This is a genomic window from Caulobacter sp. Root1472, from assembly GCF_001426985.1.
Lineage (GTDB): Bacteria > Pseudomonadota > Alphaproteobacteria > Caulobacterales > Caulobacteraceae > Caulobacter > Caulobacter rhizosphaerae.
In genome coordinates this window covers 95,968-115,118 of sequence record NZ_LMFX01000023.1, presented here as the reverse complement: position 1 = coordinate 115,118, position 19,151 = coordinate 95,968, and the positions used below count along the sequence as shown (strand labels likewise).

At 69.4% G+C, this 19,151-nt stretch carries 21 protein-coding genes; 12 read left to right on the top strand and 9 right to left on the bottom strand.

Annotated features, from left to right (window positions below):
* Positions 1–2: 2 nt before the first annotated feature.
* Positions 3–899, bottom strand: a complete 897-nt coding sequence (locus tag ASD47_RS15530; RefSeq protein ID WP_056758405.1) for an AraC family transcriptional regulator — start codon at positions 897–899, stop codon at positions 3–5.
* A gap of 105 nt (positions 900–1,004) precedes the next feature.
* Entirely contained in the window at positions 1,005–1,361 is a 357-nt protein-coding gene (locus ASD47_RS15525; RefSeq protein ID WP_056758402.1) for a hypothetical protein, read from the bottom strand.
* A gap of 158 nt (positions 1,362–1,519) precedes the next feature.
* Here ASD47_RS15525 and ASD47_RS15520 point away from each other — a divergent pair, with 158 nt between their 5' ends.
* The gene (locus ASD47_RS15520; protein ID WP_056758399.1) at positions 1,520–4,558 is read left to right on the top strand and encodes a sensor histidine kinase; all 3,039 of its coding nucleotides are present in this window, start codon (positions 1,520–1,522) and stop codon (positions 4,556–4,558) included.
* Position 4,559: 1 nt separating this feature from the next.
* On the top strand, positions 4,560–5,198 hold the full coding sequence (locus ASD47_RS15515) for a response regulator transcription factor (RefSeq protein WP_056758397.1): 639 nt from the start codon (positions 4,560–4,562) through the stop codon (positions 5,196–5,198).
* An 8-nt stretch (positions 5,199–5,206) separates the two neighbouring features.
* On the opposite strand, the gene ASD47_RS15510 is transcribed toward ASD47_RS15515, so the two are convergent.
* Both ASD47_RS15510 and ASD47_RS15505 read right to left on the bottom strand, forming a co-directional pair.
* Positions 5,207–5,593 (bottom strand): DUF1244 domain-containing protein, encoded by a 387-nt coding sequence (locus ASD47_RS15510; RefSeq protein ID WP_056758394.1) that lies wholly within the window; start codon positions 5,591–5,593, stop codon positions 5,207–5,209.
* Positions 5,594–5,674: 81 nt separating this feature from the next.
* Positions 5,675–6,256, bottom strand: a complete 582-nt coding sequence (locus ASD47_RS15505) for a helix-turn-helix transcriptional regulator (protein WP_057182086.1) — start codon at positions 6,254–6,256, stop codon at positions 5,675–5,677.
* Between the two features lie 372 nt (positions 6,257–6,628).
* Here ASD47_RS15505 and ASD47_RS15500 point away from each other — a divergent pair, with 372 nt between their 5' ends.
* The 10 genes from ASD47_RS15500 (at position 6,629) to ASD47_RS15455 (ending at position 15,289) form a co-directional block, all read left to right on the top strand.
* On the top strand, positions 6,629–7,282 hold the full coding sequence (locus ASD47_RS15500) for a hypothetical protein (protein WP_156402263.1): 654 nt from the start codon (positions 6,629–6,631) through the stop codon (positions 7,280–7,282).
* A 112-nt stretch (positions 7,283–7,394) separates the two neighbouring features.
* Complete coding sequence (locus tag ASD47_RS15495; RefSeq protein WP_056758384.1) at positions 7,395–7,979, top strand: hypothetical protein; 585 nt, start codon at positions 7,395–7,397, stop codon at positions 7,977–7,979.
* A gap of 25 nt (positions 7,980–8,004) precedes the next feature.
* On the top strand, positions 8,005–8,568 hold the full coding sequence (locus tag ASD47_RS15490; RefSeq protein ID WP_056758382.1) for a hypothetical protein: 564 nt from the start codon (positions 8,005–8,007) through the stop codon (positions 8,566–8,568).
* 25 nt (positions 8,569–8,593) lie between these two features.
* Positions 8,594–9,178, top strand: coding sequence for a hypothetical protein (locus tag ASD47_RS15485; RefSeq protein WP_056758379.1), 585 nt, complete (start codon positions 8,594–8,596; stop codon positions 9,176–9,178).
* Between the two features lie 3 nt (positions 9,179–9,181).
* Positions 9,182–9,754, top strand: a complete 573-nt coding sequence (locus tag ASD47_RS15480; RefSeq protein WP_056758376.1) for a hypothetical protein — start codon at positions 9,182–9,184, stop codon at positions 9,752–9,754.
* 12 nt (positions 9,755–9,766) lie between these two features.
* On the top strand, positions 9,767–10,381 hold the full coding sequence (locus ASD47_RS15475; RefSeq protein WP_056758373.1) for a hypothetical protein: 615 nt from the start codon (positions 9,767–9,769) through the stop codon (positions 10,379–10,381).
* Entirely contained in the window at positions 10,378–10,959 is a 582-nt protein-coding gene (locus ASD47_RS15470; RefSeq protein WP_056758370.1) for a hypothetical protein, read from the top strand. Before ASD47_RS15475 ends, ASD47_RS15470 begins: the two co-directional genes overlap by 4 nt.
* A 29-nt stretch (positions 10,960–10,988) precedes the next feature.
* On the top strand, positions 10,989–11,798 hold the full coding sequence (locus tag ASD47_RS15465) for a fimbria/pilus periplasmic chaperone (RefSeq protein ID WP_056758369.1): 810 nt from the start codon (positions 10,989–10,991) through the stop codon (positions 11,796–11,798).
* Positions 11,764–14,298, top strand: a complete 2,535-nt coding sequence (locus ASD47_RS15460; RefSeq protein WP_056758366.1) for a fimbrial biogenesis outer membrane usher protein — start codon at positions 11,764–11,766, stop codon at positions 14,296–14,298. The genes ASD47_RS15465 and ASD47_RS15460 overlap by 35 nt, the downstream gene beginning before the upstream one ends.
* Before the next feature lies 1 nt (position 14,299).
* Positions 14,300–15,289 (top strand): hypothetical protein, encoded by a 990-nt coding sequence (locus ASD47_RS15455; protein WP_056758362.1) that lies wholly within the window; start codon positions 14,300–14,302, stop codon positions 15,287–15,289.
* Positions 15,290–15,386: 97 nt separating this feature from the next.
* Here the strand turns inward: ASD47_RS15455 and ASD47_RS15450 are convergent, their stop codons facing one another.
* The 5 genes from ASD47_RS15450 to ASD47_RS15430 form a co-directional block, all read right to left on the bottom strand.
* On the bottom strand, positions 15,387–15,791 hold the full coding sequence (locus ASD47_RS15450; RefSeq protein WP_056758358.1) for a hypothetical protein: 405 nt from the start codon (positions 15,789–15,791) through the stop codon (positions 15,387–15,389).
* Between the two features lie 469 nt (positions 15,792–16,260).
* Positions 16,261–16,860, bottom strand: coding sequence for a LuxR C-terminal-related transcriptional regulator (locus ASD47_RS15445; RefSeq protein ID WP_230983852.1), 600 nt, complete (start codon positions 16,858–16,860; stop codon positions 16,261–16,263).
* A 306-nt stretch (positions 16,861–17,166) separates the two neighbouring features.
* Complete coding sequence (locus ASD47_RS15440) at positions 17,167–17,685, bottom strand: prepilin peptidase (protein WP_056758352.1); 519 nt, start codon at positions 17,683–17,685, stop codon at positions 17,167–17,169.
* Positions 17,675–18,643 (bottom strand): tetratricopeptide repeat protein, encoded by a 969-nt coding sequence (locus tag ASD47_RS15435; protein ID WP_056758349.1) that lies wholly within the window; start codon positions 18,641–18,643, stop codon positions 17,675–17,677. Before ASD47_RS15435 ends, ASD47_RS15440 begins: the two co-directional genes overlap by 11 nt.
* On the bottom strand, positions 18,643–19,149 hold the full coding sequence (locus ASD47_RS15430) for a M48 family metallopeptidase (RefSeq protein ID WP_056758347.1): 507 nt from the start codon (positions 19,147–19,149) through the stop codon (positions 18,643–18,645). Before ASD47_RS15430 ends, ASD47_RS15435 begins: the two co-directional genes overlap by 1 nt.
* Positions 19,150–19,151: the final 2 nt, after the last annotated feature.

The following is a 19,151-nucleotide window of genomic DNA, read 5'->3' as shown; positions in this document are numbered from 1 at the left end:
CCCTATTGCTGCACCTCTCGGCGCCAGGCGGCCGGACTGGCCCCGACCTCGCGGGTGAACACCCGCGTCAGGTGGCTCTGGTCGGCGAAGCCGCAGCTGAGCGCCACGTTCGACAAGGGCATGCGGCACGAGCGGATCAGGTCCTTGGCCGCTTCCAACCGCCGCTGGACCAGCCACTGGTGCGGCGTGGTCCCGAACGATTGCCGGAACGACCGCGAGAAATGTCCCACCGACAGACCGCACTGACGCGCCACCTCGGCCAGCGGCGCCCCGCCATCCAGGTTGGCGGCGAGGATCTCGCGAGCCCGGCGCGCCTGCCACGGCGCGAGCCCGCCCCGCACGGCGCGCGGCTTGGCCGTCATGCCGCCATAGCGGGCGGCCACATGAGCGGCCAGGGCCAGGACCAGGTGGTCGACGAACGGCTGGTTCCGGGCCTGGCCCACCCGCAGGCCGGCCAGGATCGAGGCGCCCAGGCCGGCGATCGTCGAGTCCTCGAGACCCACGCCCGGGGCGTAGTCGAGATCACCGATCGGAACGGCGTTGGAGTCCGCGGCGATCGCGTCGAAGGCGGCGCGGGGAATGTGGACGTGCAGCGCGTGATAGGACTGGTCGAGCACCAGTCGCGGGCCGCGCCGCAGATCGTGGAACAGGATCTCGCCCGCCGCGATGTCACGGATCGGGGCGGCCACGCCGTCCTCCCAGTAGCGCTGCCCGCGATAGTCGCTCAGCTGCAGCCGGACGATCAGGGCGTCGATCCGGGGCGGCGGGGGCGTGACGTCCAGCGACGGCTCCGGCAGCCGGATCTCGACCGCCGCCACCTTCAGCTTGCCCGCCCGGGCCGGGGCGGCGAAGACGTCCGCGAGGCCGGATTGCTTTTCCGCGACGCTACCAACGGTCATGGCATGCTTCCCCTGGTGGCAAGGACATGGCCGGACGATCGGTCGAAGGCGAGATCCGGTAAATCCCGAACGGGTAGGCGCCCGTCGCCCGATCGGGTGGCCGGGTCAGTCGTCCAGCCGGATCACGCGCCGGCCGAACAGCCGCGCGTCCAGCGAATAGGCCCCTCCTCCGGTGAGCACCAGCCCGACGACATGCAAGGCGTTGAGCGCCAGGACGGCGGCCATCGCTCCGTCCGCTCTCGCCGCGCCGACCGTCACCAAGACCGCACAGCAGGCCGCGGCGAAGCGGGTCAGAAGCCCGGCCGCCAGGCTGGCCGCGAGAACAATGATCGGAAAGACCGCCCACGGCGGGTCCTGCACGAAGCCGCGCATCACAAGGGCCAGCACCGCCGCGGCGGCCAGGCGCCCGAGCAGCAGCGCCACGCCGACCAGACCGCCCGGAAACATGGCGCCGAGAAACATGGGACGCGTCCTGTTGCAGGCCACAGCGCTATCCCGTTCTCGCCTCTCCCGTTAAGCTCCCGACGGGGGAGCCGCGCGTCACCCTTTCGAGATTTCGCGCGACCTCGGCTCGTGAAAACAAGGCCTGGAGCGTTGGCGGCCGGCGGGGGCGATCAAGCATGAAGACGGCCGCCAGACTTCTCCTCGCGATCGTCCTGCTGCTGAACCTCGGCGGCCCAGCCCTGGCCCTGGATCCGGCCCGCTCGATCCTCCAGTTCAAGCACACCAGCTGGACGGCCGAAGACGGCGCGCCGACCAATGTCTGGGCCCTGGCCCAGACGCCCGACGGCTATCTGTGGTTAGGCGCGGCCAGCGGCCTCTATCGGTTCGACGGCGTCACGTTCGAAGCCGTTCCCCTGGCCGACGACGACTATTCCCACTCCCAGCACGTCAATGCGCTGGTCGTCACCGCCTCGGGTGAGCTCTGGGCCGGCTATCGGCGAGGCGGCATCGCCGTCTTTCGCGACGGCAAGCTGCGCGAACTTCCCAGCACTGACCGCGACGGCGTCCTGACCATGACCGCGGCCCCGGACGGGACCGTCTGGGCGGCGCTCAACAGCATCCAGCACAACCTCGCCCGGTTCGTCGGGGGCAAGCGCCAGGACATCGACCCGTCGTGGAACCTGCCCGAAGGCTACATCATGGACCTGAAGGCCGCCCGCGACGGCACGCTGTGGGTGGCGATCGACGGCAGCCTGTCCTTCCTGCGGCGTGGGGCGCGGCGTTTCGAGCGCGCCGACGTGGTCATGGGCGCCGGGGCGGGTCTGGCCGAGGACGCCGGCGGCCGGCTGTGGGTCTCGGACTCGCTGGGCGCCCGCCCTCTGCCCAACGTGGCGAAAGGGGAGAAGGCCAAGCCCGGCATGGCGGGCTACGCCGTCTCGGACTCCGCCCGCTACGCCCGCATCCTGTTCGACCGGGACGGCGCCCTGTGGGGCACGACGTTCTCGACCGGGGTCTTCCGCGTCGCCCGACCGGACGCCGCCCTCACGGCCGGCGCGTCTCGGCCGCACGCCGAGACCTACGAGGCCAAGGACGGGCTGAGCTCCAACAAGGCGGTGCCGATCCTGGAGGACCGGGAGGGCAATATCTGGATCGGCGCCTCGGCGGGCCTCGATCGCCTGCGGGCCGCCAATGTGGTGGTCGAGCCCGGGATCGCCCGCTCGTCGCGCTTCGGCTACATGCAGTTTGCCGATCGGGACGGGGCGGTCTGGGCGGCCGACAGCGACAGCGTCTACCAGGCCCTGCCGGGCCAGGCGCCGAAGCGGGTCCGCGACCGGCTCGACAACCCCACGGCGCTTTGCCAGGACAAGGCCGGGGCGATGTGGCTGGGGTCGAGCGACGCCCTGACCCGACTGGGGACCCCGCCGCGCACCGTCGCCCCGCCGGTTCCGCCCGCCTCGCCCTATTTCGGATGCGTGATCGACGGTCGCGGAGACCTCTGGCTGGCCCTGTTCGCGACCGGATACGGCCGGCTCGACGCCCAGGGCCGGTGGACGGTGTTCCCGCCGCTGGCGCCCGAGGCGGTCTACAACAACATCGGGATCGACCGAGAAGGCCGCGTGCTGCTGCCCAGGGCCAGGGCGCTGACGCGGCTGGCCGCCGACGGGGCGGTGCAGACGCTTCGCCCGCCGCCCAAGCTGGCCGTCGGCGGCATGCGCGCCTTCTACCAGGGGCCCAAGGACTTCCTGATCGGCTGCGAGTTCGGCCTGCTGCGCCTGACCGGCGACCGCTTCCAGGCCCTGCAGGTCGCGCGTTTTCCCTGGGCCAGGGGCGTCCAGGGCATTGTGCAGACGCCGGAGGGCGAGACCTGGATCCTGGGGGCCCTGGGCGTCGTGCAGATGCGGACGCAGGACCTCGACCGCGCCTTCGACGACCCCGCGCGACCGCTGGACTATCGACTGTTCAACATGAAGGACGGCCTGCCCGGCCCACCGCAGCAGAACGGCGCCCGCGACGTGGTCAGGGGCGGCGACGGGCGGATCTGGCTGCTGACCCTGGAGGGCGTGGCCTGGATCGACCCGGCCCGCATCGCCCGCAACGCCCTGCCCCCGCCAGTGTCGATCCGCGCCCTGACGGTCAACGGCCAGGTCCGCCGCGATCCGCGCGACCTGGTCCTGCCCAAAGGGGCCTCGAAACTGCAGATCGACTATACGGCGCTCAGCCTGAGCATTCCCGAACGCGTGCGCTTCCGCTATCGCCTGGAGGGGGTCGACAAGGACTGGGTCGAGGCGGGCGGACGGCGGCAGGCCTTCTACACCAATCTCAAGCCCGGCCGGTATCGCTTCCAGGTCCTGGCCGCCAACAACGACGGCGTTTGGAATGATCGGGGCGCGGTCCTGACGTTCCAGATCTCGCCGACCTTCGTCCAGACCAACCTGTTCCGCGCGCTCTGCGCCTTGGCGGTGATCGGGTTGCTGTGGGGTCTCTACGCCCTGCGGCTGCGCCAGATGTCCGACCGCATCCACGGCCGGCTGCAGGACCGCATGGCCGAGCGCGAGCGCATCGCCCGCGAACTGCACGACACCCTGCTGCAGGGCGTCCAGGGCCTGATGCTTCGCCTGCAGTCCGTGGTCGATCAGATCCCGGCCGACCAGCCGGCCCGGCAGGCGTTGGAAAGCGCGCTGGACCGCGCCGACGACGTCATCGTCGAGGGCCGCGACCGGGTGAGGAGCCTGCGCGCCGACCGGGCCGGCGACCTGCATGAGATCCTGGCCGAACAGGCCGAACGCCTCGGCCTGGAGCCGGCGATCAAGGTGCGGCTGGTGGTCGAGGGAACGCCGCGGCGCCTGCACCCGCTGGTCTGCGAGGAGATCGAGCGGATCGCGTCGGAGGCCCTGTTCAACACCCAGCGCCATGCCCAGGCCCGCAATGTCGAGATCACCGTCGGCTATGGCAGCGGCGCGCTGACCGTCCTGTTCCGCGACGACGGGGTCGGCCTGGACCAGGCCGTGCTCGACAGCGGCCGACGCGAGGGGCATTTCGGCCTGACGGGCATGGGCGAACGGGCCCGCAAGATCCAGGCCGAGTTCGAACTGCGCAGCCGCCCCGGGGCCGGGACCGAGATCGAGTTGACCGTCCCGGGCGGCGTCGCCTACCTCAGCCCCGGCCGACGCGCCTGGCCCTCCCTGCGGCGCCGCGCCCTGACCAGCGAGACCTGACATGACCGCCGCCCCCACCGGCCCGCAGATCCGTGTCCTGGTCGTCGACGACCATCCGATGCTGCGCGAAGGTGTGGCCGCCGTCCTGGCCCTGCAGCCGGACATGGTGCTGGTCGGCGAGGCCGAGAACGGCGCCGAGGCCGTGACTCGCCACCGGGAACTGCGGCCCGACGTGACGCTGATGGACCTGCAGATGCCCGGCATGAGCGGGCTGGAGGCCATCGAAGCCATCCGCGCCGAGGTCCCGGCCGCCCGGATCGTGGTGCTGACCACCTATGCCGGCGACGTCCAGGCCCTGCGCGCCCTGAAGGCCGGCGCCACCGGCTATCTGCTCAAGAGCACCCTGCGCCGCGAACTGCTGGACACCATCCGCAACGTCCACGCCGGCCGCCGCCAGTTGCAGCCCGAGGTCGCCCACGAGATCGCCATCCACGCCATCGACGAGGCCCTGAGCGAGCGCGAGATCCACGTGCTGCGCCTGGTCGCCGCGGGCCGGGCCAACAAACAGATCGCCTGGGACCTGTCGTTGTCGGAAGACACGGTGAAGGCCCACCTGAAAAGCATCTTCGCCAAGCTGGACGTCGCCGATCGCACCCATGCGGTCACTGTGGCCGCCCGGCGCGGAGTCATCGAGATTTGACCTGAATCCTAGCGCCCCGGCTCGCTCATGGCCGGCGGGTCGCTGGCCGGGAAGCTGTCCTCCAGCGCCTCATCGAGCCGGGCTTCCCGCTCGGCGCGCAATCGCGCGTTGAGCGCCACGCTGGTCTCCATGCGGGACAGCTGCTCTGGCGTCGCCGGTTCCTGGTGGCGCGCCTTCCATTCGGACTGCGGCATGCCGTAGATCGCCTCGCGGGCCTGATCCCGGCTCAGCACGCCGTCCGAGGCCTCGCTGACCCAGTCGCCCAGGCAGTTGCGACAGAAGCCGGCGGCGCCCATCAGGTCGATGTTCTGGACGTCGGTCCGCAGGCGCAGATGCTCGACCAACCTATGAAAGGCGGCGGCGGCGAGACGGTCGTCGATCGGCGTGGTGGTCATGGCGTAGCCCGAACTGTCGTGCGCCCACCATTTGGCGGCTCGCGGCCCGCTCGGCAACTCCCGTTCAGCCGTTCCTGCGCCTCAGGCGAAGATCTTGACGATCATCGCCAGGATCTCCTCCTTGGAGCGGACGTCCATCTTGCTGTGGATGTGCTTGATATGGGTTCGCACCGTCAGGATCGAGATGGCCTTGCTGTCGGCGATCCGCTCGGCGCTGGCGCCCTCGATGATCAGCTGCAGGATCCGCGCCTCCATGGCGCTGAGGCCAAACAGCCGCTCGAGCCGCGGGATATGGACCGGCGCCTCGAAGTCCTTGAGCGTGATCACCACCGCCCGCTCGCCGTCCTCGTCGACCGGACGCATGCGCAGCAGGAAGCGGCGCTCCTGATCCGTCTCGATGAACTGGCAGATTTCCTCGCCCGCGAAGGCCTCGTCCAGCCGCTCGTTCAGGAACTGCTGGGTGCGGCGATCGACGCCGCCCAGCTTGCCGGCTCGATCGACCAGCGGACAGTCCCCGTGCAGCAGCAAAATCGCCGCCGCCCTGGACCGCCACAGGAGCAGCCCCTGGGGATCGACCACGATCCGGGCCACTTCATCCTCGTCGAGACAAAACCTTATGATCTCGAAATCTCGTAACGCGGCCAGCGAATGCGTGCCGTCCATGCCCTGCCCCTTCTCCCTGTCCGCTGGTCTTTGGCGCCAGCATCTAGCCGAACCCTTGTTTCCGGGTTCGTGCGTTCCTCATCTAAAGGCATATTAGGCAAGAATTTCCACAACCTGAGATTAATGAATACATAATAGCGTCGGTTTGACGCAGGATAAATGCACATTGCTCTCAACAGGCGTAGTCTTTAGGATATTTGTATTATTAAAGTCACCATAACAAATAAACCCTCGGGACAATTCCCCATATAGGCGAAACTACTACGCATACCCAAGCTGGGGGATTTCACACTTCTAGATCTCTGCAATCGTCTTCCAAGCATTAAGAACTTGTTAATCAACAAGGGCTGGGCGATGGCAGGCAAACGCATAATGATTTCCCGGGCTATGCGCTCGGAACGCAAGCCGCGGCGGCTGGATTGGCTGGTCGGCGGCGGCATGATCCTGTTGGCGGTCTTGGCCGCGGGCGCTGATCGGGCCCACGCCCAAGTCACGGCCTATGCCGGCGGATCGCCGTCCAATATCGTGCTGTCCATCCCGGTCACCGCCTCGGTGGGCGGCCGCTGCGGTTTCGCCCCGGGCCTGGCCCCCAACGGCTCGACCGACGTGGGCGAGGTCAACAACGCCTTCTCGGCCGACTTCCCGTTCACACTGGAATGCACCGTGCCGTTCCGGGCGGCGGTGATCTCGCAGAACGGCGGCCTGCTGGCGTCCAGCGTCACGCCGTCGACCGGCTACACCAACCTCGCGCCCTATCTGGTCGACCTGAACCTGGTCGGCGACGTCGGGGTCACCCCGGTCAGCGCCACCTGCGACACCGGCGACCTGAAGACCAGCTCAGGCGCGACCTGCACTTTCAAGGGACCCGCCACCGCCAGCCAGGGGCTGCGGTTGAACGGCTCGTCCTACGACGTCTCCGGCTCATACCTGCGGGTCCGCCGCGCCGCCTATGCCGGCGCCCAGATCCTGGCCGCGGCCAACACCTACGCCGACTCGCTGACCGTCACGGTCACCGTCTCGCCATGACGCGCTTCCGGGTCCGCTCCCCCGGCGGATCCGATCGTCTTTCCGGGGGAACTGGGGCTCGCCCCACAAAACCAGGCCGGTTCGCCGGTGCAACATTTGGGAGTGAAACGACATGAACAAGACCATCCTGATCGGCGCCGCCCTGCTGGGCCTCGCCGCCGCCCCCGCGGCCATGGCCCAGACGGTCACGGGCACCGTCAATGTCACCGGCAGCGTCGCGGCCAAGTGCGTGGTGATCACCGGCGGCGCCGGTTCCAGCTTCAGCGGCTCGATCCCGCTGGGCGAACTGGCCGGCACGGACGGCGCGCTGTCGCCCACCCTAGCCGGCTCGACCAACGCCGCCCCCGGCGGCTCGACCCAGTTCCGGGTCAACTGCAACAGCGCCGCTCCGAAGGTGACGCTGAGCTCGACCCGCCTGGCCCTGGCCCCGACCGCCACCGCCCCGACCGGCTACGCCAACGTCATCGACTACACCGCCGCGCTGGACGCCAGCCTGGCCTCCGGTTCGACCCAGACGGTCAGCTACGTCACCGCCGCGGCCCTGCCCGCCGCCACGGTCCAGTCGCTGTCCAGCAGCCTGGCCAACGTGGCCAACAACCTGACCGTCAAGGCCTACGCTCTGAACACCGCGTCGGGCGCGCTGCTGATGGCCGGCAACTATTCCAGCGTCATCTCGATCACCATCGAACCGGTCTGACCCGCCAGGCGACAGGAGCACGATCATGCGACATCCGATCATCCTGTCCGCCGCCGCGGCGAGCCTCGTGCTCGCCTGCGGAGCGGGCGCGGCCCAGGCCCAGACGGCGACGGGCACGGTGCAGGTCAACGGCACGGTGGCAAACCGCTGTCTGTTCGTGACCGGCGACGTGGTGCTGAACCTGGGCGAACTGTCCCTGCTGGCCGGCGACACCGCCGCCATCGGCCGGCTGGACGGCGCCAAGCTGACCAGCCGCACCGCCACCCTGAACGGCTGGTGCAACGGGGTGTCGGCCAGCATGGCCGTCGAAGCCCTGCCGATCCTCAACACCAGCTTCACCGACGCCGCCCCGAACGGCTTCGACCGCCGGGTCGACTATACGGCCACCGCCACGGCCTCGCCGGCCAGCGGCGCGGTGTCGGCCAGCGACAGCACCCTGGCCGCCGGCGGCGGCGTGGGCGGCACGACCGGCGTCTTCAGCAGCGACATCGTCGTCGGCTTCGCCGATCCGGCCACCCCGACCGGCGGACGGCTGGTGGCGGGATCCTACGCCGGCTCGGTGATCGTCACCCTGTCTCCCGCCACCTGAACCCTGGGCCCGCAAGGAGGTCGTCATGATCCAGCATCGAACCGTCGGACTCGCGGCGACCACCCTGGCCCTCGCCGCCTCCCTGGCCGCCACGTCGGCCAGCGCCCAGGACCCGGCCCGTGGCAATGTCGGACTGGACGCCCAGGTCGGCCGGGTCTGCATGCTGGGCGAACCCAACCCGGCCGGCCTGGCGCTGGGCCAGATCTCGGAGGCTTCGGGGACCCGGGTCGGACGGCTGGCGGCGATCCCGGCCCAGACGATCCAGCTGCCGGGGACCTTCTGCAACTACGGCGGCGCGGCCCTGGCCATCAGCGCCTCCCCCCTGGCGGTGACCAGCGGCGTCGCCCAGACCGGCTTCACCGGCGCGGTCAACTACACCTGCTCGATCAGCGCCTGGGGGGCGACGGCCGCCACCGTCCGCACCAGCGCCACCAACGCCGCCGGCGACGGCGCGCGCTCGACCAGCGCAGCGCCGAAGGCGACGGACCTGACCCTGGTCGTCTCGGACTTCGCCACCGCCGCCGACGACCTGCTGCAGCCGGGCGCCTACCTGGCCCTGGTCACCATCACCCTCGGGCCCGACGCGGGCCTGAACGCCTCGGGGAGCTGAGCCATGCATCGCACCCTGTCCCTGCTGATCGCGCCGCCGGTCCTCCTGGTCCTGGCCGCCGCCGCCCACGCCCAGACCGTCGGCCCTTCGGACTCCGCGGGCCCGATCCAGATCACCGGCAACGTGCCCAACAATGTCTGCACCCTCGGCGCGCTCAGCGACGGCGACAACCTGTTCGACGTCGGCGTGCTGATCGACACCAGCACCGGCCTGCTGCGCCCCGACCTGGCGGCGCCGCCCAAGGTGCTGACCGGCACCCAGTGCAGCTCGCGCAGCCAGCTGACCATCGCCGCCACCGCCATGACGGCCCAGGCCTTCGTCACCACGCCGCCGACGGGTTTCTCGCGCGGCGTCGACTACACGGCCACGGCCTCGGGCTGGACGCCGATCGAGGCCAGCTACTCGACCGGAGCCGCCGCCAACGCCGCGGCCTCGCAGGTGCGCGAAACGGCGGGCAGCGCCGACATCACGATCAGCCTCTCGGGCTTCGCCACCGCTGGCGGCCCGGCGCTGCGCCCCGTCGCCGACGACACCTACCAGGGCGCCGTCGTCGTCACCCTGGCCGCGGCCAGCTGAAGGAGGACGATCATGCGCGACACCCGATCCATCGCCGTCGCCACCCTGGTCACGGCCTCGGCCGTCACCCTGCTGCTGGTGGGCCAGCTAGCCAGGGCCCAGACCGACGACAACACCCGCGAGATGGTGGTGCGCGGCCGAGTGCCGAAGGTCTGCACCCTCGCCGCTCCCACGCTCAGCTCGGGCGCCCTGGTCAATTTCCGGACCCTGAACGGCTCCAGCCTCGAGGTCGACGCCCTGACCGACCCGGTCACCCTGTCGACCCGCGCAGCCTCGGCCCAGGTAACCTTCGCGGCCGTCTGCAACTACGCCCACCAGATCGTGCTGGAGAGCCAGAACAACGGCCTGTGGCGCGCCGAGCTTGGACTGACGCCCGCGCCGACCGGCTTCAGCGACGGGGTGCCCTACACCGCCACCCTGATCTGGGGCCCGGTCACCAACACCTTCGAGGCCGACGCCAGCGCCCGGCGACTCCGCGACAGCGCCCAGGCGGTCGACCAGCCGGTCGTCGGCGACATCGTCCTGCGGCTGGATATCCAGCCCGGGGCCACGAACCTGCAGACCAATGCGCCGCTGGTGTCGGGCGTTTACCGCGACACCCTCAGGCTGACGGTGGAACCCCAATGAACGCCGCCCTCGTCCTCGCCCCCTTCATCGTCGGCGCCGCGCTCGGCGCGGCGGCCCCGGCCCAGGCCCAGACCGCCTCGACCGGAGACCGGGCCAGCAACACCCTGGACCTGTTCGGCGTCGCGCCCAGCGCCTGCGTGCTGTCGCCGCCGTCGAGCGCCGCCGGGACCAACGCCAGCTTCACCGCCCAGGGCGCCCAAGGCGTGGTGCGCTTCACCCAGTTCATCGATCCGCAGACCGCCCAGCCGCGCGACGCCGTGATCAGCCTGGGCTTCCCGGTGGTCTGCAACTCCGCCCACCGCCTGGTGGTGCGCACCGACGGCGCAGGCCTGGCGCGCACGGCGGGACCGGCCCCGGCCGCCGGCTTCCGCGACAGCCTGGGCTTCCAGCTTTCGGCCGACTGGGCGGGGCTGACCGCCACCGGCCCCAGCACCTCTCTCACCCCTATCAGCCTGCAGACCGCCAACGGCGCGGCCGGGCTGATGAACCTCACCGTCAACATCACCGGCGGGGGCGCGCCGATGGTCGCCGGCGACTACGCGGGAACGCTGGTCGTCGAGATCGAAGCCTCGAACTGAACCGAACTGAACCACAAGGAGCGGACCCCATGTTGCGTTCGAACAATCATCGCAAGCGTTGGCTGGGAGCGGTCGCCGCCGCCAGCCTGGCGCTGGCCGGAACGGCCGGAACGGGGACGCCCTTGCTGGGCGGCGCCGCCCTGGCCATGACCGTCCAGCCGGTCGTCATCGACCTCAAGCCCACCGGGCGCGGCATGTCGCAGATCGTGACCGTGCAGAACACCTTCGCCAACCCGTTGCCGGTGGAGCTGCGCGCCGAGGAGCTGACCTTCGACGACAAGGGCGCCCATCCGGGCGACACCCAGACCAACGACCTGCTGATCTTTCCGCCCCAAGCGGTGATCCAGCCCGGCGAGACCCAGTCGTTCCGCATCCAGTGGGTCGGCGACCCGGCCCTGGCGCAGAGCAAGCACTACTACGTCACCGTCGCCCAGATGCCGGTGAAGCTGCCCGAGGGCCAGTCGGCGATCCAGATCCTGTACAACTTCCAGGTCCTGGCCAGCGTCGCCCCCAACGGCGGCAAGCCGAACCTGGCGCTGTCGAAATCGGAGATCGGCGCCGACGCCAACGGCAAGCCGATCCCGATCGTCTATGTCGCCGACACGTCCAACACCCACGGCTACCTGTCCCGCGGACGGCTGAAGATCACCGAGAAGGACGCCGCGGGAAAGGTCGTCTTCCAGCGAACCCTCCCCGGCCCCGAGATCCAGCAGACGATCGGCTTCGGCCTGATCGCCCCCGGCCAGACGCGCCGGATCGCCGTTCCCATCGAACTGCCGCTGACGGCGGCAGCAGGAGGCTCCCTTGAGGCTCAATTCTCATCCGACGAAGGGCGCTAGGACCCGCGCCTATCGGCGCTGGTTGCTCGCTGGCTGCCTGGTCGCGGCCGCGGCTCCCGTCGCGGCCCTGGCCGAACCGATCCCGTACCTCGCGCTCGCGCAGGAACCGACGGCCACCCCGTCGAACGGCCCCGCCTCCGCCGACGCCCTGCGCCGGCTGAACCCCACGGGCCGCGATGTCAACCTGACGGTCCCGCTGAAGGACGGGGACTTCTACCTGGGCGACATGCCGCTAACGATCTCGGCGGACGGCCAACTATCGATGCCGTCCGAGCGGTTGCTGGGCCTGCTAGCTCCGGTGCTGGACGCCGCCTCGGTGGCCGCCCTTCGCTCAGCCTTCAACGGCCGCGCCCTGGTCGGGCCCGAGGCCGTCACCCGCGCCCAGCTGCAAATGACCTACGACCCCAAGGCCCTGGAGCTGCGGATCAACATCCCGGCCGAGCTGAAGGCCGTGCGCAGCCTGCAGGTCACCCCCATGGACCATGTGGGCCTGGGCAGCTTCACCCCGCCGGCCGGCTTCAGCGGATACCTGAACGTCCGCGGGTCGGTCGACTATGTGGAGCAGGGCGTCGACAACGGGCTGGGCGACCCGACCTTCCTGCTCGACAGCGCCATCCGCCTGAGCGGCCTGGTGCTGGAGAACGAGGCGGTCTGGCAGCCGGGTGGGCGCAACGACTACCAGCGACTGGGCACCCGCGTCGTCTATGACGACCTGAAACACACCGCCCGCTGGACGTTCGGCGACCTGCAGGCCACCAGCCGCGGCTTCCAGTCGGCGCCGGACGTCGCCGGGATCTCGGTCTTCCGCTCCTACAGCGTGCTGGCCCCACAGACGATCGCCCGGCCCCGCGGCCGGGAGAGCTTCACCCTGGCGCGGCCGTCGGACGTCAGCGTGATCCTCAACAACCAACTGACGCGTCGGCTGCACCTGGATCCGGGTCGCTACAACGTGCGCGACTTCCCGTTCGCCCAGGGCGCCAACGACGTGCGCCTGGTGGTCGAGGACGACACCGGGCGGCGCGAGGTGCTGCAATTCAACGTCTTCTTCGATCGCGCCCAGCTGGATCCGGGCCTGTCGGAGTTCGGCGCCTATGCCGGCGTCAAGGCGCCGCTGCTGGCCGACGGGCCCGACTACACCCAGAACTTCACCTTCAGCGGGTTCTATCGGCGGGGCATCACCGATCGGGTGACCCTGGGGGTCAACGGCCAAGGCGACGAGGACACCGTCATGGCCGGGTTCGAAGGCCTGTTCGGCCTGCCGGTGGGGACGCTGGGCGTCGACTTCGCCCTGTCTCACATCGACGGCTTCGGCTCGGGCTATGCCACGACCGTCACCCTGCAGCGCCTGTTCCAGTTCGCCGGCGGTCGCGCCGACGCCCTGAACCTGTCGTTCGAGAGCCGCAGCCGCGAGTTCGGACCGGTGGGGACCTTCATCCCCGACAACCGCTACGCCTACGAGCTGGGGGTCGGCTATTCGCACGCCTTCAGCGACGCGATCTACGCCAGTTTCGACGGCCGTTATTCGCATGGCCGCGACAACTTCGCCGACTCCAGTTCCTACCGGGCCGGCATGGGCTATCGCCTGACCTCGAACCTGGCCCTGACCGCCAATCTGATGTACGATGACGTGCCCGGACGGCGCGAGACCACTGCGTTCATCTCGCTGTCCTGGCAGTTCTCCAACAATTCCAGCCTCAGGGCCGAATATGACGGCCGCGACGACCGCGCGCGGCTCGTCTACCAGACCCTGCACGGCCAGGGGGTAGGCTCTTACAACGCCTATGGCGAGGTTTCGCGCTCGCCGACCGACGCGGCGTTCAACGGCAGCCTGAACTACATCGCCAACCGCGCCGAGCTGGGCCTGTCGCACTTCACGGCGTTCGACGGCCCGGACAACGGCCGCACCTCTCTGCGGCTCGGCACGTCCCTGGGCTTCGCCGACGGCGCGGTCTCGGTCGGGCGTCCGATCTATGACAGCTTCGCGATCGTCGAGGGCCACAAGAGCCTGAAGGGCGCCGACGTCACCGTGAACCCGACCCCGTTCGGCTACACCGCCAACACCGGAGCCCTGGGCACGGCGCTGGAGACCAACCTCAGCGCCTATGCCGAACGGACCATCACGGTGGACGCCCCCAACGCGCCGGCCGGCTACGATCTCGGCTCAGGCTCGTTCCGGATGTTCCCGCCGTATCGATCGGGCTACCGGCTGGTGGTGGGGTCGGACTATTCGATCACCGCGATCGGCCGGCTGCTGGACGGCGACGGCCAGCCCCTGGCCCTGATCGCCGGCGGCGCCACGGAGGTGGCCAAGCCCGGCCAGCCGCCGGTGGTGCTGTTCACCAACCGAACCGGCCGCTTCGGCGCCTCGGGCCTGCGCCCGGGTCGCTGGCGGATCGAGATGGGGACCACGCCCCCCACCGTCTATTTCCTCGACGTCCCCGCCAGCGCGGAGGGTTTCGTCAAGGCCGGCGACCTCAAGCCCAGCGCCTCGGGAGGCTGACATGAAACGCGGCATCAGCATGCTGATCCTGGCGCTCGCCGCCGGCGCGGCCTCGTTGACCGCCCACGCGGTCCAGGCCCAGTGCGTGATCTTCGACCCGGTGGTGCTGTCGGGCAGTTTCGACCCGTTCAATCCCAGCGGCACGACGGTCCAGACTCTGACGATCACGGCCCGCCGCCCGCCGGCCGTGGGCGGCAAGAAGACGCAGGAGGTCGACTTCATCTACCTGCGCCGTCCCGACACGCCGGCCAGCCTGGCGATCGTCCAGACCTCGACCGGCGGCCAGATCCTGGAAAACCCGCCCGGCCACGTGCTGGACCCCAACAACACCAATCCCAACGAGGTCGAGCTGAACTTCGGCGGCGTCGGCCAGCCCGACGTCAAGACCTTCGCCGTGACGATCACCGTGCCCAGCGGCGCGGACCTGGCGGCGGGCACCACCGACCTGTTCGTCGACCAGAAATACTACTGCAAGCGCACCGGCGGGGCGGCCGACGAATCCGGCGTGGTCCCCAACTCGCTGGACATTCGGATCAATGTGCTCAGCGCCCTGCAGGCCAGCTTCGTTGGCCCGGCCCTGGACTTCGGCGAGATCGGCGCGCTGACGACCGCCGCCCTGCCCTCGACCCCCAACTCGGTCAAGCAGCGGACGGGCAATGTGCGGGTGGCCAGCTCGGGTCCCTATTCGGTGGCCCTGACCTCGGCCAACCAGTTCCGGATGACCTATCCCGGCGGCAACCTGGCCACGGCCAACCAGCGGATTCCCTACCAGCTGGACTTCCTGGGCCAGACACGATCGAACGCCTCGCCGACCTTCAGCACGGTGACGTGTCAACGGGCCGGCCTGGGCGGCCAGTATCTGGCCATCACCCCCACCCTCCTGGAGGGCGGCGCCGGCAAGGCCCCGGCGCCCAACTACCAGGACATCCTGACCGTCACGGTGACCCCTCTTGCCGTGCCGCCAGCGACGACGCCCGTGGCTTGCATGTAGTTCGTTCCCGCGGCGGCGATCGCCAACTGAACCCCGCCGGACCTGGTCCGGCGGGGTTCTTCCTGTCGGTGGCGGACGCCTGCCAGGGCGCGACGTCTCAGAGGGCGGTGATGCGCAGCGACAGGTCGCCGACCTGGCCGGCGTCGGCGCCGGGCTCCAGGCGCAGCACGTGCGAGCGCGAGGCCGCGGTCGCCGAATGACTGATCAGGGTCTGGCCCGAGGCCGACAGCTGGATCTTCTGCCCGTCGACATAGACCGCGGCGCCGCTCAGGCCCTGGGCGTGCGACAGCCAGACATCGTAGCCCGCGGCGCTGTTGCAGAACTCGGTCATCTTGCCGAGGTCGGTGGCCTGGTCGGCCGAGGCGCTGCTGGCCTGCAGGTCCACGCGGCAGATCACCGGCACATGGCCCTCGAGGCGGAGCTCGTAGCTGCTGGGCGCGGCGACCGCGCTGGAGGCGAGACCGAGGAAGGCCATGGCGGCCATGAAAATCTTCGTGCGCATTGCAAACCCCGAGAGAGAAGATGATGGGAGATCATCCAGCGCGAGGGTTAAGCAGCACACCATAAGGCATGGTAAACAGATTTCCTAATAAGGATGATAGAATGTCGCAATTAAATATAGAGTAAATATGAGTCAGTAGTCAAATCGGCATAATACATTCTTACTATGCTTGCATAGAGGATTGCTGGAAAGGCAAGAATGAGAATCCCCCGGCAACTCATAGCTGCTGGCGGATCGACCGGCGCCGGATCGAGGCGGTGGGGGTGCTGAACCTCGATCCGACGCTCGGCGGGCGGAGCCGCTGGAGTTCACCGATGACGTTGCGGACCACATCGGTGAGCCGGTCATATCGCTGCAGACTATACCGGGAGGGCTTTCATCTGGCGACAAAGTAATATTACCATCTATTCAGCGGCGACCAATAATGCAGCTTTGTTAATCGGAGAAATAAATCACGGAAATTTATCAATCACTCCAGTACGTCAGCTGACGAAAGTACGGAGACAAGCTCAGCTTGACGGTGAACGCCGACTTTGACCATGGCCGAAGCCATCTGAACCCGCAGAGTATTGATGCTGACGCCGCGCTCCGCGGCGATTTCGGACGGCTCGCGGCCCTGGGCGACCCGAGAAACGATCTCGGCTTCGGCGGGCGAGAAATTGAACATCATCCGGGCCCGCTCGACCGCGTGGACCGAGGATCGCCCCACCTCGCGCACGGTGATCAGGGCGCAGCGGAAATTGCTGTCGTCCGTGCTGAAGGGCTCGATCAACAGCACCAGCGGCTTCTGGCTGCGCGAGCGGTGCACCAGCATGGCGCCGGGGCGTCCCTGACGGACCGCGCTGGCGATCCGGCTGCGGAGCCCTTCGGCCTCGAAGTCGTTCTCGGCGTTCAGCAGGCCGCCCTTTTCGCCCAGGCCGTCGCCATGCTGGACATAGCTCCAGGCCAGGTCGTTGGCGGCGTAGACGCAGCCCTCGCTGTCGGCGACGATCACGCCGAAGTTCACCAGGTTGAGGATGGCGTTGGCCACGTGCGCCTCGAAGACGCCGCGCTCAACTTCTGAATCCACGACCTCGATCATCTTGATCAATCCCATCTGCGGCGCCCACGCTGTTATGTGCGATCGCGGCCTGTCGGATTATCTTGAAGTACTTTCCGGTGTAAATCGTCGGTTGTGTAGTGTAATTTACACTTTTTTGTATACTTCTATATCCATCACGCCTTGATCGCTCCTATCAGCATTTGATATTATTTCTTCACTGCAATCGTACCCTGGATTGGGTAGTCAATCGTTGAGATACAGATTGAAAAAATCTCGCTTTCCGAGAGAAATTCCCTCAAAGGAATACATGTACGCAAAAGCCGTATGCTGGTTTCAGGGCCCCAGATCGATACGGACCAAGTGCTGGGTGAGCGTGAACAGGCCCGCATTCCAGCCCGCATAGATGGCGCCGGCGGCGATCGCGACGCCGTAGGGAACACCGGGGCGCAATCGGGGCCAGCCGGCGGCGGCCAGCGCCGGGGCGTAGGGGCGCGCGGTCAGAGCCAGCAGCGCCAGAGCGCCCCCCGCCATGGCGGTGGCCACGAACAGGAGCAGCAGGTGGTCCAGGCCCATGAAAAGGGCGGCGGCGGCCAGCAGCTTGACGTCCCCCGCGCCCACCAGCCGGGCCGCGAACATGGGAAATCCGATCGTCAGGGCCAGAGCCATGGCGCCCAGGCAAGCGGCCCAGGAGGCGACCGGCCAGCCGAACGGCAGGCCGACCAGGAACAGGCCGGCCATGGCCAGCACCGACCAGTTGGGGATCCGGCGGCTCCAGGCGTCGCTGCCGGCCGCGATGAGCAGCAAGCCGGCATAGGCGCCCGCCCAGATCAGGCGTCCGTAATCAGTTTCCATGGCCGACCTGCCCGCTCGCCGCCGGCGCTCCGGCCGCGGCCCCATCCAGGCGCTGGTCCTGGGACTTGAGGCTCAAGGCCAGACGCCGGTTCTCGCCGGCCCTGGCGTAGTAGACGCTACGCGCCTTTCCGGCCTGGTCGAGCAGGGCGACGGCGGTGTCGTAGTCGCCCCGCAACAGGGCGGCGAAGCCGGCGTTGTTGAGCAAGGCCGCGGGATCGTCGCCGCCAGCGCCGCGCGACGAGGCCCGGGCGTAGTCTCCCCGCAGCGCCAGGACCAGGCGCAGGTTGTTCCGCGCGGCGGCCAGGTCGGGCTTCTTTTCCAGCGCCGCGACCAGATCGGTCGAGGCCTCCGGCAACCGGCCCTGCAGGAGCCGGGAATAGCCGCGATTGTTGAGCGCCAGGGCGTCGCGTCCGGAAGCGTCCAGGGCGTGCGCGTAGGCGTCCTCGGCCGCCGGCCAGTCGTGGCGTCGATCGTATTCGCGGCCCAGTCCGTTCCAGGCGCGCCAGAGGCGAGGATCGCCGGCGACGGCGGCGTGCAGAGCCTGAAGCGCGGCGTCCGAGCGTCCCAGGGCCGACAGGGCCAGCCCCTCGCCCTGCCGCGCCCGGGGGGCCGAGGGATCGCCGACGGGAACCCGGGCGAAGGTCGCCAGGGCGGCCTGGGCGTCGCCTCGCGCCAGGCACGTCTCGCCCAACAGCGTGAGCAGGCGCGGATCGCCGCCGTTGGCGGTCAGGGCCTGGCCGAGCAGGCTGGAGGCGTCCACAAGGCGATCCTCGGCCAGGGCGGTCTCGATCGCCAGCGCCGTCGCCTCGCGGGTCGCCGGATCGGCCGCCGCGGCGCCGGCCGGCAAGGCGGAAGGCGGGGCGGCGGGCTTGGCGCGTCCCCAGCCGCCGGCCGCGGCGACAGGCGTGGCGGCCAGCAGGAGGACGCAGGCGGCGGCGGGGAACAGGATCTTGGCCATCACGGCGCCCCCACCGGAATTGCTCCGCCATTCCCGGCGGCGGGTCCCTCGGGCGGACCGCCCGCCAGGAGACGACCGGTGTCGACCGCCCGCCCGCTCAGCCGGGCCGAATAGGCGATGTTGTGCGCGACGATCGACGAACCCGGGTCAACCGCCAGGGCGCGAGCGTAGTAGCGGGCGCTGAGATCGAACCGCCCCAGCTTGTCATAGATCACGGCCTGGGCGTTGAGCACCCTCACGTCGGCGGGCGCACGGGCCGCGGCGACCTGCAGCAGCTCCAGCGCCAGGGCGTAGTCGCGGACGCGGATGGCGTCGGCGGCGCGGGCGTACAGTCGATCGGCCACGGCGGTCAGTTCCGGCGCGACCAGGCCGGGGGCGGGGACGGCCCGAACCTCGGCGACCTGGGGGTCCGGCCGGACCAGGTTGGCCACGCCGCGCCAGACCACGCAGCCGCCCAGGCTGGGAAGGAGCGCGCAACAGACGATCGTCAGCAACAGGCGTCGCATGG

Coding starts and splice junctions, on each gene's coding strand:
- ASD47_RS15530 (WP_056758405.1), bottom strand. CDS start 899: ATGACCGTTGGTAGCGTCGCGGAAAAGCAATCCGGCCTCGCGGACGTC.
- ASD47_RS15525 (WP_056758402.1), bottom strand. CDS start 1,361: ATGTTTCTCGGCGCCATGTTTCCGGGCGGTCTGGTCGGCGTGGCGCTG.
- ASD47_RS15520 (WP_056758399.1), top strand. CDS start 1,520: ATGAAGACGGCCGCCAGACTTCTCCTCGCGATCGTCCTGCTGCTGAAC.
- ASD47_RS15515 (WP_056758397.1), top strand. CDS start 4,560: ATGACCGCCGCCCCCACCGGCCCGCAGATCCGTGTCCTGGTCGTCGAC.
- ASD47_RS15510 (WP_056758394.1), bottom strand. CDS start 5,593: ATGACCACCACGCCGATCGACGACCGTCTCGCCGCCGCCGCCTTTCAT.
- ASD47_RS15505 (WP_057182086.1), bottom strand. CDS start 6,256: ATGGACGGCACGCATTCGCTGGCCGCGTTACGAGATTTCGAGATCATA.
- ASD47_RS15500 (WP_156402263.1), top strand. CDS start 6,629: ATGATTTCCCGGGCTATGCGCTCGGAACGCAAGCCGCGGCGGCTGGAT.
- ASD47_RS15495 (WP_056758384.1), top strand. CDS start 7,395: ATGAACAAGACCATCCTGATCGGCGCCGCCCTGCTGGGCCTCGCCGCC.
- ASD47_RS15490 (WP_056758382.1), top strand. CDS start 8,005: ATGCGACATCCGATCATCCTGTCCGCCGCCGCGGCGAGCCTCGTGCTC.
- ASD47_RS15485 (WP_056758379.1), top strand. CDS start 8,594: ATGATCCAGCATCGAACCGTCGGACTCGCGGCGACCACCCTGGCCCTC.
- ASD47_RS15480 (WP_056758376.1), top strand. CDS start 9,182: ATGCATCGCACCCTGTCCCTGCTGATCGCGCCGCCGGTCCTCCTGGTC.
- ASD47_RS15475 (WP_056758373.1), top strand. CDS start 9,767: ATGCGCGACACCCGATCCATCGCCGTCGCCACCCTGGTCACGGCCTCG.
- ASD47_RS15470 (WP_056758370.1), top strand. CDS start 10,378: ATGAACGCCGCCCTCGTCCTCGCCCCCTTCATCGTCGGCGCCGCGCTC.
- ASD47_RS15465 (WP_056758369.1), top strand. CDS start 10,989: ATGTTGCGTTCGAACAATCATCGCAAGCGTTGGCTGGGAGCGGTCGCC.
- ASD47_RS15455 (WP_056758362.1), top strand. CDS start 14,300: ATGAAACGCGGCATCAGCATGCTGATCCTGGCGCTCGCCGCCGGCGCG.
- ASD47_RS15450 (WP_056758358.1), bottom strand. CDS start 15,791: ATGCGCACGAAGATTTTCATGGCCGCCATGGCCTTCCTCGGTCTCGCC.
- ASD47_RS15440 (WP_056758352.1), bottom strand. CDS start 17,685: ATGGAAACTGATTACGGACGCCTGATCTGGGCGGGCGCCTATGCCGGC.
- ASD47_RS15435 (WP_056758349.1), bottom strand. CDS start 18,643: ATGGCCAAGATCCTGTTCCCCGCCGCCGCCTGCGTCCTCCTGCTGGCC.
- ASD47_RS15430 (WP_056758347.1), bottom strand. CDS start 19,149: ATGCGACGCCTGTTGCTGACGATCGTCTGTTGCGCGCTCCTTCCCAGC.